We start from the raw sequence: 17,162 nt of genomic DNA on the forward strand, positions 1-17,162 counted from the left end.
AACACACCCTTAACAAATGATTTGTTGCATCAAAATTTCTCTTTATGCATTCCATTTGAGCATTTATGCATAGCTCAAAGACATTGGATGTCGATTGTTCTGAAAGATAAAAAGGGAAAGACAGGATTGTGCTTGACCTGCTCAAACAACAATAATAGGGAAGATTTCAATGCAACTAAAAAAAATAAGTCTAATGACGATAGCAGCAATATATGCTGCTGGAGCGGGCTCTGTTGCCGCTTCGGGTTCCCCAGAGCCCGAATTCCGAAGTATCGAAATTACTGATGCAATTATCAAATTCAATGAAGATCTCAACAATGGTAAGGACAGAGCAGGTAATAGCCTTAATCGTCCAAACAGTAATGGTAAAAATGTTCATCGCGCCATTGCCACTAATACCAATAGTAAAGTCCCATTTAAATATCAGGCAGGTCTACAAGGTGAACATACCTATATTGTAGAGCTTAGCGACAAACCTGTATCTCTTTATCGTGGTGGTAACGCGCAGTATGCTGCTACATCACCTTCAATGAGCACTGTTCCAGCCATGCTTAATGCTCGTGGCTATAATAAATTAAACCTACAAAGTAGTGCAGTTAAAAGCTACAGCCAATATTTGACCAGCAAACAAGATCAAGTTTTATCACAAATTTCAGGTACCGTTGGTGGACAGCTCGACGTTAAAAATCGTTATACCTTAGCCTTTAACGGCATGGCATTACGTATGACTCAAGCACAAGCTGCAAACGTTGCCGAATTACCGGGTGTAAGAAACGTTAGTATTGAAAAGCAATATGAGCTTCATACTGATAATGGCCCAGAACACATTGGTGCAGATGGATTATGGACTGGTTCAGCTGCTGATGATAAATACAAAGGTGAAGGCATCGTCATTGGTGTTTTAGATACCGGTATTAATTCTGACCACCCTTCTTTTGCAGCAACTGCTGGTGATGGTTATGTTCATACTATGCCTGCTCGCTATGATGGTTACCTTGGCGATTGTGAAAAAGCAGAATTTGCAGACATGTGTAACGATAAACTGATTGGTATTCGTTCTTACGAAAGCATTACCGACAGTTATATGGACCCATTATTCCAGCCAGATGAACCTTCTTGGAATATTACTAACCCTAAACGTCCTCAGAATGGTGAGGATTATAATGGTCATGGTTCTCACACAGCATCTACCTCAGCAGGTAACGAATTATTTAATGTAAATCATGTAGTCGGTGCGCCTGGCGAAACAGGTGACGGAGTCCCAACAGGACTAGAGTTTGCCAAAGTATCTGGTGTCGCTCCACGCGCTAATATCATTATGTATCAAGTGTGTTTTCCTGGTGATGGAAGCTTTGGCGATGGCTACGGTGGTTGCCCTGGCTCGGCACTACTTGCAGGTATTGAAGACGCTGTTGCTGATGGCGTAGATGTTATTAACTATTCTATTGGTACTACTTACGGCTCTTTCCCATGGGATGACCCTATGGAACTAGGCTTTTTAGCGGCTCGTGAAGCAGGTATATCTGTATCGGCTTCTGCTGGTAACTCATATGACCCAGTCTATGCTAGCCAAGCTCGAGGCGCTATTGATCACTTCTCTCCTTGGTTAACTTCAGTTGCAGCAACCACTCATAGTCGTGAAATTGCAGTTGAAGGAAAAGCATTAACTGACGCTACAGGCGGTGAGCAAGACCTAGAACTTGTCGGTGGTGGCATCACTGGTGCTTATACTGGCCCTGTTGTAGAAGCTAAAGCATATGGTAGCGAGTTTGAAAAATGTAATGACCCCTTCCCTGCTGATTTCTTCTCGGTAGACCCAGATGGTAATCCGTACTCTGTAGCGCCCATTGTTGTCTGTAAACGTGGCGATATTCCAAGAGTCACTAAAGCCACTAATATTGAAGCTGGTGGTGCTGGCGGATTAATTTTATGGAACTCTGGCTACTCAGAAACAACCGCCAATGATCCGTTCTCAATTCCAGGTATTCATATTGACTACAACAGCTATTACGGCAGCTATGACAACGGATACTACGGTCTACAGGATTGGTTAAGTAGTGGTGCTGATCATATGATCACCATTACTGCATCTGAAGTTGTCAGTAAAGAGCGTACACCTGATTACGTTGCAGACTTCTCTTCACGTGGACCAAACTTTGAAGCGCCTGATGTTATGTCACCAAGCTTAGCAGCCCCTGGGGTTGATGTTTATGCAGCTTGGGCTGATGACATGGCATTTAGCACTCAAGGTATGCCAGCTGATTGGGCTGCAATCAGTGGTACTTCAATGGCAGCACCTCATGTCGCTGGTGCGATGGCATTGCTATCACAAGCACACCCAGATTGGACTCCTGCTCAAATTCAATCAGCATTAATGATGACAGCCTCTATTGATAACGTAACCCGCGCTCGTGATGCTTCACCATACGACCCTGTTCCAGGAGGTTATAGCGATGCAGGTAGCGGTGTGATTAATGTATCACGCGCCAATAATGCTGGTTTATTAATGGATGAAACTGCAGAGAATTACCGCGCAGCGAACCCTAGTAATGGTGGTAATATTCATACCCTTAACTTGCCTTATTTCTATCAAGATAATTGTGCAGGAACTTGTAGCTGGATGCGTATCGTCACCGCAACTGAAGACGGAACTTGGACTGTTGATGCAGAAGCGATGGAGATCGATGGCGCCCCAATGCTTGAGTTAGAGGTATCACCTAAATCCTTTAGTCTTAAAGCTGGCGAAAGCCAAGCAATTAGTCTGAAAGCTAAAGTACTTGAAGTTGAAGCCATTGGCGCTGACTCTTCTTCACTACAGCTAACAGGCTCGGTTAAACTGACTCCTGCTGACACCAGCACACCAATGCAGCATTTACCCGTTGGTGTTCGTTACAGTGGTGATAATTTACCTTCAGAAGTATCTGGTATTATCCACCGCACACAAGGCCACACTTTAACACCTATGCTAAATACGGCCGAAATTCAGTCATTAAACTCTAAAGTGTTTGGCTTAACAAAAGGTGAGAAATTTACCTTTAACTTACCGCTTGCTAACGCTCGATTATATTCTGACGGCCTAACCGTTGAAGAAATTGAAGCTGATGGCGGCGCGAAAGTGACATTCTTCGATGTACCTGAAGGCACTAAGCGCGTGGTATGGGAAGTGTTGTCAGCACCTAAGCATGCTTATACTTCAATCGACCTTGGTATGGACATTAATAATGATGGTGAAATCCAATGGTTAGATGAAGCAATTTGTTATTCTTATACTGATAATGGTGATTTCTGTGCCATCAATAATCCTACTCCTGGTCGCTACTGGGCAATTGCGGCGAACTGGAAATATGATTATGAAGATCCTAAGAACCAAGCTGATGAATTTATTGTCAGTTTAGGTGTTGTCACTGAAAATGATGATGCAAACCTTACCGTTGAAGGTCCTGCAACCACTGATGGTTTAACACCATACCAATTAACCCTTAACTATAACCTGCCAGATGTGATGGAAGGTGAAACATATTATGGTGTTGTTGGATTAGGTAGCGATGACTATAACGAAACAAACCTAGGTGACTTTGCGGTTAAGTTACAGCACATGGGTACTGATACGGTTATTGAGTCATCTCAAACGGCAGCAAAAGTCGGTGATGTGGTTGATTTTGTCGTAGAACTTGCACCTAACTTACTTGGCGCTGAACGTGAATTCACCATGACAGCTAACCTTTCAGAAGGTATGCAGCTAATTGAAGACTCAGTAGTTGTCGGTGGTGTAGGTAATTATGAAGAAGGGTTATTAATTGAAGGAAATAACATTTCAATTAATTCAGCTCAACCATCTTCAAGTGATATGCAGCGTCATTATGTGTTTACTACAAACCTAGATGATGCAATGTGTAAAGTGCCTTATGGTGATGATGAAACCTTCTACGATTTACCGATGCAAGGTTATCAAGACTTAGGTATTTCAGGTCTGTCTAATCAAGTATTCTACATACCAATGGCTGAAAGCGGTCTGCCGTATATTCCGCTTTATGCTAACCCAGAAGTGTTCTCCCAGAATGTACTTGGTATTTCACCGTTTGGTTATATTCAATTAGATACTAACCCTGAATTCTGGAACTTTAACCAACCATTTACCGATCAATTCCAAACCTTCCCTGACACTATTATCGCTCCGTTATGGCGTGGTGACGTGTCAATGCCGCAAGGAACAATTGATTGGGAAACCTTCCGCTACAAAAACGTAGTTTACGGTATCACAACACCTGATCATTACATCTTCCAGTGGGATGGTGGTGAAGAGTGGAATAGCTTCTTAGTGGGTAATAGCAACCCGGATCCAGATGCTAAGTTCAACATTCAAACGATTATTTCAACAGATATCAGCTTTGACCCTGGTACACCTGAAATGATCTTTGCATACCAAACCTTGAAATCTGCAAACGACCACTTTGGCTCTATCGGTCTTCATGGTTACTGGGGTGAGCGTGGCGCATTTGGTCCATCATTTGGTTACTTAAATGACGGATTCGCTTATAACGATGTAGATGAGAAAGTCAGTGAAGGTACAGTCGTTTGTGCTGATTATCGCGGTCCAGAGCAAACAGCTGTTTCATTGAAGTTCTCAGCTCGTGTATCTGCTACATCAATAGGCTCTGACAACATGCTTGCGGTTGAAACTCAGTATGCTGACTCAGAACTGGTATCTGTTTCTCAAACTATCTCTACGCCTAGCAACATTACTGTTGCGGCTATGGCTGATATGACGATGGAAGAGAACACGATTCTTGAAGGCCTAAGTGTCATGTATAACGACGTGAAAGGTACTGCAAATGGCATGATGGTATCTGGTGAGAATATTACCGCAGAGATAACAGGTGAAACCTTCTCAATCACTCCTGATGCTGATTGGCACGGCACTACTGAAGTCACTGTCACAGTTCATGATATGGCTTATCCATCAGATAGTGCTTCTACCAGCTTCATGCTAACAGTGAACTCTGACGGTGTTGACCCAGCACCAGTTCCACCAGCAGCAGAAGAGGCTCCTGAAGAAGCTGATTCTTCAGACGGTGGTAGCATGGGGATCTTAAGTCTGATTTTAGTGGGCTTACTAGGCGCTAGCCGCCGTCGTAAACTACACTAGGATAGCGTTCCAAAACTAGTGTTTGGGCCTTCTGTAAAGAAGGCCCTTTTTTTAAAAGCCGTTTATGAATGCAGTTTATGAAGTCTATTCTTGGATAGAATTCTTCTAATAAATGGAAAACTAAACGGATTTCACTTCTTCGTCAGTTAAGTAACGCCATTCACCTTCCAATAAATCATCTTCCATTTCAATTTTACCTATGGCTTCACGATGAAGGTTAACCACTTTATTACCCACCGCAGCAAACATTCGCTTCACTTGATGATATTTACCTTCGCTGATAGTTAAGCGAGCATGAGTTGCATCGATAATGTCTAGTACCGCAGGCTTTGTTAAGCCATCTTCACTGCGAAGCTGAACGCCTTCTTTAAAGGTGTCTACTAAAGATTCATCTAATGGGTCAGCGACTTCAACATAATAACGTTTGCCACAATCTTTTTTAGGTGAAGTGATTTTATGCGACCACAAGCCATCACTGGTGATCAGCACAAGTCCAGTAGTATCAACATCCAGACGTCCAGCGATATGTAAAGTGTCGACCTTTTCAATATCCATTAAACTCAACACTGACTGATATTCCTCATCAATTGTTGAGCAGATTATATCGGCAGGCTTATTCATCATAATGTAGCGTTCGCCAATGATGTTTATCTTACGGCCTTCAATACAGACTTCGGTATCATCACCGACTTTAAAGCTAGCATCCTTGACGACAATGCCATCACAGGTTACTTCACCTGACTTTAAAACCCTTTTTGCCAATGAACGTGTGAGCTCAGTACTTTCACAGATAAACTTATCTAAACGCATTACTACAACCAATTGAGAGTTTAATTAAGCGCTATTATGAGCTGTCAGTAATTAAATGAACATCAAATATTCATCTATCGCTGTAAAACGGTAATTTTTAGTTACATATCTTCCTATTAAAAGCTCACATTTTATCAACAAAAACCAGCTATCCACTTGTTAAATGACCTTTTCAACACTTAACATAGGATTCACAACTATAAAGACTCATTTTTTATTTACTATTTCTCGTTGGAAGCTCTTTAGCGAGTAAGAGTAAATGAAAAATTAGCATCTAAAGCTCATAGAAGGGCTTATTAAAACAATGCAAAGGGAAACAACATGAAAAAGTTGGTTATTGGAGGTCTTTGTGCCTCACTTATCGCAGGCCTAAGTGCTTGTAGTAACAATGAAGTTCAAACCACTTCAAAAACAGCCACAGCAGAAGCTGTTCAAACTGCATTAACTTCAGGGATCGATTTTCAAAACATTGATAAATCTGTCCGCCCACAAGATGATTTCTATGAATATGTAAATGGTACTTGGTTAAAAACAGCTGAGATCCCAGGCGATCGTACCAATATTGGTGCCTTTTACGACTTACGTGAAAATGCCCGTGAAGACGTAAAAGCCATTATTGAAGAAGTGGCTGCTATGCCAACTCTAACTGCGGGCTCAGATGAGCAAAAAGTTGCAGATTTGTACCGCTCTTTCATGGATGTAGAGACATTAAATAAGCTTGGTGTCACACCTATTCAAGCTGAGTTTGATAAAATCGCTGCGATTGATTCAAAAGCTGACTTAACCAACTTTTTTGCTTACAGCCAAGTCAATGGTTACGGCACACCACTTGCCTTTTACATTAACGTTGACGCCAAAGACTCAACTCGTTACGCCACGCATATTTGGCAATACGGTCTAAGCCTTCCAGAAAAAGATTACTACTTTAACCAAGAAGAACGTTTCGTTAATATCCGCAAAGCCTATGTTGAGCACATTGAGAAAATGTATAACTTAGCTGGCCTTGCTGATGGTAAAGCGGCAGCCGAATCTATTTTAGCTCTTGAAACCGCCATTGCAGAAAAACATTGGGATGTGGTTGAAACGCGCGATAGCACTAAAACTTACAACAAGATGATGGTGTCAGAATTAGCTGAATTAGCACCAAATATTGACTGGAATCAATACCTAGCCACTATGGGTGTTGCAGACCAAAAAGATATCATTATCAATCAACCTAGCTATGTAAGCGGTTTAAGTGAAGTGATTGGCTCGACCGATTTAGACACTTTAAAAACTTATATGACGTGGAATGTGTTAACTCACTCAGCCAGTAACTTATCTGAAGCCATTGATGCAGAAAACTTTGATTTCTTTGCTAAAACCTTGAACGGTCAAGAAGAACAAGAGTCTCGCTGGAAGCGAGGTGTAAATACCGTTAGTGGCACTTTAGGCGAAGTAGTGGGTAAAGTGTATGTTAAGCGTCACTTCACTTCTGCAGCTAAAGATCGCATGAGTGTTTTAGTTGAAAACTTACGCGGCGCCTACGGTACTAGTATTGATTCATTAGATTGGATGAGCGCTGACACTAAAGTCGCGGCTAAAGATAAATTAGCTAAGTTCAATCCAAAAATTGGTTACCCAGATAAATGGAAAGACTATAGCAAGCTCACCATCAAAGGTGATGATTTAGCCGGTAATGCTAAGCGTGCAAGCATTGAAAGCCACAATAAAGATATTGCCAAATTGGGTGGCCCAATTGATAAGGGTGAGTGGCACATGACGCCACAAACCGTTAATGCTTATTACAATCCAACCATGAATGAAATTGTGTTCCCAGCAGCGATTCTGCAACCGCCATTTTTCAACATGCAAGCAGATGACGCAGTTAACTACGGTGGCATCGGCGCAGTAATCGGCCATGAAATGGGCCATGGGTTTGATGACCAAGGTGCTAAGTTTGATGGCGAAGGTAACATGCGTGATTGGTGGACCGAGTCTGACTTAAAAGCCTTCACAGCTAAAGGTAATGCACTAATCGCTCAATACGACGGTTACCAAGTGTTTGACGACTTACATGTCAACGGTGAACTAACCCTAGGTGAAAACATCGGTGATTTATCAGGTGTGACGATTGCTTATAAAGCTTACCAAATGTCGTTAGACGGTAAAGAAGCACCTGTCATTGACGGTTTAACTGGCGATGAGCGCTTCTTTATGGGCTTCACGCAAATTTGGCGCGTTAAAATGAAGGAAGAAGCTTTGCGTAACCGCGTTGCGACAGATCCGCATTCGCCAGGTCATTTCCGTGCTTTAGGTGCATTATCAAACATGCCTGAATTCTACAGCACTTACGATGTAAAAGAAGGCGATAAGATGTATATCGAGCCAGCTAAACGCGTAAAAATTTGGTAATAAATTAAGCTAACAGCTATTCCAAAAGGAATAAGCATTATTAAAAAGGACATCATTCAGATGTCCTTTTTCTTTTTCTAAAAATTGTAAATCTAACCCAGCTCTACATCCCTGTCACACTATTAAAACTGACTTTGTAAAGAAGCGTAAACCCACCCAATCTCGATAAAATATTCAGCATTGATTCAGCTTCAACCAGTTAAAGTAATCACATATCCCAAAAGGGTTATATATAAAAACTTTATTACTCATGCATTCATTACTTATAGAGTCAGTGGTAACGCAAATGAACAGAATTTTTCGTACCTTTTTTATCTTTTTATTACTGCTTACGACCCGAAATGCGGTTGCAGTGACGGTAGATACCAGCCCTGTTAAACCCATTTATGATGTGAATCATACTCTAATTGATGATTTAGATAGTCTGCTCAACTTAGCCAGCACTTCTGGCACAGCGCCAAAACAATATACAGATAACTTAAACCAATTATTTGAACGAGCCCCCTTAGCACAAACCGAATTAACCAATTTACTGAATGACATTAGTCAAGATTGCCATGCACAATTGCTAATACCAGAGATTAAAAGCTACCAACGTGCCCAACTTAAAATTGACCGTAAATTTGATGGTGATGCAAGTTATATAACCGACATAGCCAGAGCAACCTTGGTTGCTGATGACGTTGAAACCTTAATGCGTAGCTATCACGCTTTGGCTGAGACCACTGAAGTTGTGCAAGTTAAAAACCGTTTTGCAGAGCCAAAGGCCTCAGGTTACCGCGATTTAAACTTGCTAGTAAAACTGCCTCAAACCAAGATGATTGTAGAAGTTCAATTACACCTAGCTGAAATTGCCGACATTAAGAGTGGTCCTGAACATCACGTATATGAACAGATTCAAAATATTGAAGCTATAGCACAAACCCAACACCGTGCACTTACAGATATTGAGTTGATGCAAATCGTCAAATTACGTCAGTCATCTCATAAGCTTTACCACAAAGCTTGGCTTGGCTATAAACGCCAGAGTCTTGCTCAATTTGACAACTCTCAAATAGGAGAACAGACACAAGCAGCATAACCCCATTTAGTTTCATCTATTTTTCGTAAGACCCCCTTCCTTTCGCACCTTATTTTAAGGTGCTTTTTTTGTCTTTTTACCGATGAGATAATTGGTTATAGGCGCTATTCAAGCTATACTCCCGCCATTATTGCCGATAACGGGAAACACTGATGAATGACATCATTGAAATGCTTCAAGAGTTAAGCGAAACGGTACCTGTACCACTTGAATTACCGACATTCGAGCAACTGGTAGAAGTTGAAGAACAAATTTTAATTTCACTGCCAAACGACTTAAAAGAATACCTGCTATTTGGCAGTGATGTAATTTACGGCGCCATCGAAATGGTCACCGCATCTGATCCATACTCTCATACCTACTTACCAGAAGTGACCAGCTATGCATGGTCTGTTGGTATGCCAAGAGAATATATTGCTATTTGTCAGCAAGGGGATAACTTTTACTGCATCGATCAAGAAGGCAATGTGCGCTTCTTTAAAAATGGTCGCATGGCAGACATCATGTGGGAATCGCTTTGGGATTGGATCCAAGATATTTGGCTGAAACGCAAATAGCCAACAGCTTATCTTGAAGCTAAAACGCCAAAGACTTCACCAGCAAGAATTGAATTTATAGGAACTACCATGGCTAAATCAAACACCCTAAACGCAATTGAAATGCAGTGCTTACGCTTATCTTTAGGCTTAAGTGTTGAGCAAATTGCTGAGCTAACTAAAAGCACAGCTGAAGCCGTGACAGCTTGGGAAGCCGGTGAAGCCGAAGCGCCAGCTATTGCACAAAAGAAGCTGCTTGAAATTGAAGATACCATTGAGATGCAAGTCCTCAACACCACAGACGGTATCGAAGCATTATTTAAAACAGAGCCAAAGCGTCGCTTAGCCTTTGTGGTGTATCCAACTCAAGCGATTTACACTCAGTACAACCCCGAGTTTTTAAGCTCACTACCTTTTACAGAGCTTTATAATACTGCGGCATGGCGCATCAAAAAAGAGTGTCAAATTGTACTAGAAGTAGAAGTTAGCTTAATCCCACTTGAAGTTGAAGCTTATAAAAGCTTCCGCGCTGATAATGGCATGAGTGAGTCTCGTGAAAGCCGTGCAAAATGGGCTGCGACTCAGCTATAAAGCTGTCTAATGATTAAAAAAGGGAAGCAATTGCTTCCCTTTTTTATATCCATTATTCGGACTAAATCATTACAGCTCTTCTTGAGTCGCTTTAGCAATCGCTTCAGATTTTTCTAACGCCCTTGTCATTGCAGGTCGCTGTTTTAAGCGGTCTCTATAGGCTGCGAGTTTCGGCGGTATCGTTTGTTCAAATACCGTTCCCCATAACAAGGTTTGAGTCAGTAGAATATCTGCGATAGTTAGCGAGTCACCACAAACATAACCTGTATCGGGTACCCATTGCTCTGCAATTTTAGCGGCTTTATCAAATTCAAATTTAGCAACGGGTAACATGGCGTCTACACGCTGTTCTTCTGGCAGAGCAAAACGGTGTTTGCCCATACTCCATAACGGCTGTTCTAACTCACATATGACAAAACTCACCCACTGATGGTGCAAGCCTGCTTGCTTGCTACCTGGTTCTGGTAAAAATTTACCCTTGCCGTACTTCTCTGCAAGGTATTGCAAAATAGCGGCTGATTCTGTCAGCACAAAGTCACCATCGGTAATCACTGGCATTTTACCGCTTGGATTAAGGCTTAAAAATGCCTCGCTACGGTTATCACCTTTAGCAAAATTAAGAAATCTAAATTGCCAATCAACCCCGAGTTCTTCCAATAACCATGAAACCCGCAGCGCTCTAGAACGTGGCGTGCCATATAAGGTAATACCTTTGCTTACATCTATTTCCATGCTTTATCTTCCTTTGGCGAATGAACTACTGAACCAGACTTCGTTAACAATCAAACCGACTTTAAATTGGCGCCACCAAAAATCGGTATTAAAAAAAGACGAGCCTAAAGCTCGCCTTCTTTGTAAAGCTAGGAATTAAACCTAACATATGTTCAGTTAATTAAAACTGATAACTGACTTTACCGTACCATAATGCACCAATGGCTGAATGGGTCGCTTGATCGTAACCCATAAAGTCTGCGGCACTGAATGAAGGCTCTTCATTCAATACATTATTACCACCTAGAGTAAGTGACCAATGATCGAAACCGATGTAAGTCACGTTCAAGTCAAGTGTCATCATTGAATCAATGGTACCCGTAGCGCCAGCATCAATGTTATCAGCGTATTCACCAATATAATTTAAACGCGCACTGGTTTGCCAATTGGTATAACCCCAATCCATGCCACCCGTCCAACGATACTCAGGATGCTGATACTCACCTGCTAATTCACGCTTGCTGCCATCTTCGCGAACCTGATCAAAACTATTAACCCAAGTTAAGTTATAACTAAAGCCAAATTCACCAGCAGACTGAGTATTCATGGTGTACTGCAAGTCAACATCAACACCGTCTGTTGTTTGACTTCCTAAGTTGGCAAATTGGTCGTAAATCTCGATAATTCGCCCAGGTACACCATTAGCATCTGTTGGCTCGCGCTTAACCACACTTGGGTCATCACCTTGAGTGTTTACCAAATATTGAGTATCCGAGGTAATTAGCCCATCTTGATCATAATTCCAATAATCCACTCCGACGCTTAAACCATCGGTAATTTCCCAAATACCGCCGAAGTTATACGAAGTCGATTCTTCTGGCTGTAGATCAGGGTTACCTGAAAAAATAACTGTACGCTCTTGCGCGGTACAATCTTCTTCAAGCCCAGTTAAAGGACAACGCACCGCATCAACTAAACCTGGAGATTCCTGTGAAGGGCCTAAACCTAACTGCACTAAAGACGGTGCTCTAAAGGCTTCGCCCCAACTTGCACGGAAGGTTAAATTATCAAGCGGTGTATAGCGCAGAGCTATTTTAGGGTTAGTTGTGTCACCAAAGTCACTATAATCTTCATAACGTAGTGCTAATTGAGCTTCAAGCTTTTCAAAAACGGGAACAGCTAACTCAATAAACAATGACGTTTGATCGCGTTCACCATAGGCTTCAGTGGCTTCTGTACCAAATATTTCTCCCCGCTTAAATAACTCATCAGGATTATCAGATAACTCTTCTTCACGATACTCAAACCCAACGGCCATCGCTACACTACCTGCTGGCATATCAAATAAATCACCGGTTATTTTTCCGTCAAAAGCATTGGTTGTGGATTTACCGTTACGAGTGGTACTGACACTAATCTCGTCAATCACATCACCTTGCTGTGTGGTGGCTAACGGATTAAATTCACCTGAATTTATGGCCTCTTGCAAACGTGGAGTCCATACAAAACCTTGCTCACCGTACTCATGATTGCGATTATAGGAATAGGTATAAGCTAACTCCCACTCCCAATCTGATAGCATGCCATTAAGCCCCAATACCAATCTCGCACTGTCAGATTCTGAAGATTTCTGACGCGGGCCTGTTTCAGTTAGACGGCGACGCATAGTTAAATCTTCACCAGGAAACGGGTTTATTGCTGCACCACTGGTGAATAATGGGTTGTCGTTAAGCATATAAAACTCGCCAAACGATGGACTCGCAGCCCCTTTAACCACACTTTCATTATGTTGATACATCATTTCAGCAAACAGACTTAAGTCATCATTAAACTCATAGTTTTGAAAAACAGATAAGCCCATGCGTGTGGACTCTGGTACAGAAGTCATTAATGGCGCGTAATCATATCGACAGTAATTTCCCTTCACGCTATCAGCAGGACAATTAACGTCTGGCGTCCAACTGAACAAATCAGACTTAGGGGTGATTGAGCCATCAACTCCAATAGTGGCTGGAATATAAGAGCCTGGGTTACCTGCGGACGATCTAAAGTCGTCCCCGCCATTAGGGGTTTGATCGGCAGAGCTTGAGTAATCGCGATCGGCAAAAAGTGTTTCACGCTCTTTGAAGTAATCTAGAATCACAGTGGTATGAGACTTACCGTTTGCCGCCTCTGTCCCCCACAAAATAGACCCTGCTTGCTGGCCTCCTCCATCTTCAACAGTTTCAGCAAGTTTGCCGTTGACTTCAAAGCCTTCGAAGTCTTTTTTCATAATGATGTTAATTACACCTGCAATCGCATCGGAGCCATAAGTCGCAGATGCGCCATCTTTGACGATATCGATACGTTTCACCGCCGAAATAGGTATTGAGTTGATATCAACAAACGCTGTATCAATCGACTTAGCAAATGATGACACCGCTATACGGCGACCATTTAATAACACTAATGTGGCATCCGCACCTAAGCCACGTAACGATACCGCAGCGCCACCATTCGCGGTGTCATCTGAGTTATTACCTTGAGTTGAAAATGTGCCGCTCCCTGACACGGGTAATTTACTCAATAACTGCGAAATATCTTGCGCGCCTGAGCGAGCGATATCTTCAGCACTTAACACCGTCATCGGTGAAGCACCTTCTAAATCGGTTCGTTTAATATGGGTTCCTGTGACTTCAATGCGTTCGACTTCGGGTTCGGCAGCAAAAGCAGTAGGAGTAAGGATGAGTGATACGGCAGCGGCGCAGGCGCTCTGCCAGAATTGAGGTCGTTTCATAATTGTCCCTAATATGAATTATTATTTTGAATAGGCTCAACATCATTTTTAAGCCTTTATGTTCCTAATATGAATGACTTACAAATTATTCTATTTAGGTTCATCTCATGCGCACTACATTAGTGCATCATGTTTTTCTAACATAAGTAATTCACACCAGATGTCAATGGCTAGTTTTTAATCACTTGTAACAGAACGCTTTATCACTTACATATTGTAAACAATTTGTTATTTTGCGCATTCAGCAAAATATGACATAGTCATACATCACCTTGAAACTGAATAGTATTCTCACCTTAAACAATAAGAACATGATGCCGAATCAAAAATCCTCCAACAGTAATTACTCAGCTACCACATTATTTGCCAGTCTTGGCCCAGGGATTTTGATGGCCGCAGCCGCAATTGGGGCATCTCATTTGGTGTCTTCCACTCGCGCTGGGGCAGAATTTGGATGGCAACTCGTGTGGGTGGTGTTACTGGTGAATTTTCTTAAGTATCCTTTCTTTGCCGCTGGTGCTCGTTATACCGCAGCAACTAATGAAAGCTTACTGCACGGCTATTTTAAACAAGGCCGCGGCTATTTGTTAATGTTTACTTGCTTAAATACTATCGCAGCCATTGCTAGCACTGCGGGAGTCTGCATGCTAACCGCGGCAATGCTGACCCAGTTCATCCCTTTACCCATAGATGTGTTAGCCTTTTTAGTCTTAATCAGCTCTTTAGCTGTGCTAATTTTAGGTCATTATCAACTGCTCGACAAAATGACCAAAGTCATCATGCTCGCACTCACCTTAACCACCCTTATCGCCGTAGCTCTCGCTTGGCAACATTATCAAACACCAGCAATTACAGAGACCTCGACCAGCCCTTGGCAATGGGCTTATGTTGGATTTTTAGTGGCAATGATGGGCTGGATGCCAGCACCGATAGAAGTCAGCGCATGGAATTCGTTATGGTTAATCGAAAAGAAAAAAACACAAACAATAACGAGTAAACAAGCAATATTCGATTTTAATTTAGGCTTTATCGTCACTGCTATTTTAGCCATAGTGTTTCTTGCTCTTGGCGCATTAGTCATGCATGGAAGCGGCGAGTCTTTCTCAAACTCTGGCGCTGTTTTCGCAGGTCAGTTAGTGGATTTATATAGTGATGTTATGGGCGAACAAACTCGCTATTTAATTGGCCTTGTGGCTTTCTTATGTATTTTCAGTACCACTGTGACTGTGATTGATGGCTATAGCCGCACATTAGATATTGGTTGGCAGTTATTGAACAACCAACAGGACTGCTCAAAAAGGTTAACCCGTGTCATGTTGATAGTGTCGGCACTGGGCTTACTATTAATCTGGTTTTTTAAAGGTGCACTACTGCCACTACTTGAATTTGTCATGACCCTAGCGTTTTTAACCACTGTGATTTTTGCATGGCTCAACCTTCGATTAATGACCAGTGATACCCTGCCAGAAAAACACCGTTATGGTACAAAAATGAAGATACTGGCGTGGACAGGACTGGTCTATCTGGTTGGATTTTCTGGCTTATTTATTTATTGGAAGTTAGCCATTCAGTAAATGCAGCAATTTTTGCTATTTACCTTCAAGCTTTTAACCGTTTAATTGCAGATAATCTGAACTATTAGGCTATTTTCAGGTATAATCCGTGTCCGATTTTTATTTAATTGCTGGAATCTTAATCCTGCTATTAAAAAACTGCGCAGCCGCGCCCAGAGACTTATATGATTAACAACGATATTATTCGCCGTCTTCGTTTTGTGTTTGATTATTCGAATGCCAAAATGATTAAAGTTTTCGCTCAAGCCAATGTTGAAGTCAGCACTGATGAAATCATTAGCTTACTTAAAAAAGAAGCGGAAGAAGGTTACAAAGCCTGTAACGATAAGGTTATGTGTCAGTTCTTAGACGGACTAATTATCGAAAAACGTGGTTTACGTGAAGGTAGTGAAGTACCTGCACCTGTTAAAAATCTTACCAATAACCTAATCTTCAAAAAGTTACGCATTGCGCTTGAACTTCGAGAAGATGACATTATTGAAATTTGTGGCTTAGCTGACTTTGTTATTGGCAAGTCAGAATTAGGCGCATTGTTCCGTAATCCTGATCATAAGAACTACAAAACCTGTGGCGATCAGATTTTACGTAACTTCTTACACGGATTATCAATCAAGCACCGCGGTGTTGAGTTGTAAAAATGCGTTGTAGTGTTCATCGCTATTGATTGCACAGCTTTGGCTGTGCATTTTTATGTCTTTTTTTCACTTATCACTTAATATCACTTCATCCCAATAAACAACCTGCTTAAATTTCTGTGCTAATAGCGTATTGAGTTGTTCAAAGCTCCGTATTTCCACCTCTTCACCGTTAACACACGACCATACAAAACGATGGCAGTTGTTAGTGAATAAATCATATTCTCTATATTGATATATTGCTTTTTCTGCTCGCGTGAGCGCATTCGGAGAAATAAGAGGTTGATGTAAATGGTTACATGCTTGGAAAATACGACTGCCACTGCGCCCTTTTAAAAACCGTTGTGCCGATATCGGCCTTATTAAGCCACTGCCATGTAACTCAACCAAGTGATTATCCCCTAGCCAAATACCGCTATGCTCAATCACGCCAAAAACAAAACAACAAACAATAGCACCTGGCGCAGCTGCAACTTTCACCTCTCCTCTATGCCAAATGCTTGGAGTTAAAGCGCTCGCTGAGTTTTCAGTAGGTATTTTGGGCGATCGCCCCATGAGGCGCTCATGCTGCAATGTTTTTCGTTGTTTTCGATCGTCAGCAAGCAAAATAGCACCCACAGCTGCGGTTCCAAGCCAAATAAGTGGAAGAGCCATTCACACCTCACAGAATAAAATTCATACACAACTCAGCATGGCACTTAATCACCTTAATGTCAGAATCAAAATGTTACGATGTTTTACACCTTCACTTTCATCAATTAGCCGCCTTACCTCTAACAACATTCCCGCTGCTATAACCAACCGCCCAATCTCAAGTCAAATTCAAACAGAAAAAAAGTGTGAAATAGCTCACTTAACAGACCACAAAAAATATAACTTGTGTTAACCTTCACCGATAACAATAAGCG

11 protein-coding genes are annotated in these 17,162 nt (G+C 41.8%); 7 read left to right on the top strand and 4 right to left on the bottom strand.

The genetic code is table 11. From position 1 onward, the window contains the following. The first annotated feature begins 169 nt into the window (after nucleotides 1–169). The gene (locus tag QPX86_RS16355) at nucleotides 170–5,146 is read left to right on the top strand and encodes a S8 family serine peptidase (RefSeq protein WP_285163227.1); all 4,977 of its coding nucleotides are present in this window, start codon (nucleotides 170–172) and stop codon (nucleotides 5,144–5,146) included. A gap of 120 nt (nucleotides 5,147–5,266) precedes the next feature. Here QPX86_RS16355 and rsuA read toward each other — a convergent pair whose 3' ends face one another. Next, a complete protein-coding gene (gene rsuA, locus QPX86_RS16360) occupies nucleotides 5,267–5,956 on the bottom strand; it encodes a 16S rRNA pseudouridine(516) synthase RsuA (protein ID WP_285163228.1) in 690 nt (229 codons plus the stop codon). A gap of 321 nt (nucleotides 5,957–6,277) precedes the next feature. Between rsuA and QPX86_RS16365 the strand changes: the two genes are divergently transcribed. From QPX86_RS16365 to QPX86_RS16380, 4 genes are all read left to right on the top strand, one after another. Continuing rightward, nucleotides 6,278–8,350, top strand: coding sequence for a M13 family metallopeptidase (locus QPX86_RS16365; RefSeq protein ID WP_220751914.1), 2,073 nt, complete (start codon nucleotides 6,278–6,280; stop codon nucleotides 8,348–8,350). Between the two features lie 286 nt (nucleotides 8,351–8,636). Then, nucleotides 8,637–9,431 carry a RelA/SpoT domain-containing protein gene (locus QPX86_RS16370; RefSeq protein WP_285163229.1) on the top strand — a complete coding sequence of 265 codons (795 nt, stop codon included), beginning with the start codon at nucleotides 8,637–8,639 and terminating at the stop codon, nucleotides 9,429–9,431. 152 nt (nucleotides 9,432–9,583) lie between these two features. Then, complete coding sequence (locus QPX86_RS16375; protein WP_220751918.1) at nucleotides 9,584–9,988, top strand: SMI1/KNR4 family protein; 405 nt, start codon at nucleotides 9,584–9,586, stop codon at nucleotides 9,986–9,988. A 69-nt stretch (nucleotides 9,989–10,057) separates the two neighbouring features. Then, nucleotides 10,058–10,558 carry a DUF4447 family protein gene (locus QPX86_RS16380; protein WP_220751920.1) on the top strand — a complete coding sequence of 167 codons (501 nt, stop codon included), beginning with the start codon at nucleotides 10,058–10,060 and terminating at the stop codon, nucleotides 10,556–10,558. Between the two features lie 69 nt (nucleotides 10,559–10,627). Here the strand turns inward: QPX86_RS16380 and QPX86_RS16385 are convergent, their stop codons facing one another. Continuing rightward, entirely contained in the window at nucleotides 10,628–11,290 is a 663-nt protein-coding gene (locus QPX86_RS16385) for a glutathione S-transferase family protein (RefSeq protein ID WP_285163230.1), read from the bottom strand. A gap of 160 nt (nucleotides 11,291–11,450) precedes the next feature. Then, nucleotides 11,451–14,045 (bottom strand): TonB-dependent receptor plug domain-containing protein, encoded by a 2,595-nt coding sequence (locus tag QPX86_RS16390; RefSeq protein WP_285163231.1) that lies wholly within the window; start codon nucleotides 14,043–14,045, stop codon nucleotides 11,451–11,453. 311 nt (nucleotides 14,046–14,356) lie between these two features. Between QPX86_RS16390 and QPX86_RS16395 the strand changes: the two genes are divergently transcribed. Next, a complete protein-coding gene (locus tag QPX86_RS16395; protein ID WP_407696597.1) occupies nucleotides 14,357–15,619 on the top strand; it encodes an NRAMP family divalent metal transporter in 1,263 nt (420 codons plus the stop codon). Nucleotides 15,620–15,783: 164 nt separating this feature from the next. Next, complete coding sequence (locus QPX86_RS16400; protein ID WP_102528924.1) at nucleotides 15,784–16,254, top strand: YehS family protein; 471 nt, start codon at nucleotides 15,784–15,786, stop codon at nucleotides 16,252–16,254. Nucleotides 16,255–16,320: 66 nt separating this feature from the next. Here QPX86_RS16400 and QPX86_RS16405 read toward each other — a convergent pair whose 3' ends face one another. Further along, on the bottom strand, nucleotides 16,321–16,908 hold the full coding sequence (locus QPX86_RS16405) for a C40 family peptidase (RefSeq protein WP_220751928.1): 588 nt from the start codon (nucleotides 16,906–16,908) through the stop codon (nucleotides 16,321–16,323). Between the last annotated feature and the right edge of the window lie 254 nt (nucleotides 16,909–17,162).

The sequence above is a fragment of the Shewanella goraebulensis genome (assembly GCF_030252245.1).
GTDB lineage: Bacteria > Pseudomonadota > Gammaproteobacteria > Enterobacterales > Shewanellaceae > Shewanella > Shewanella goraebulensis.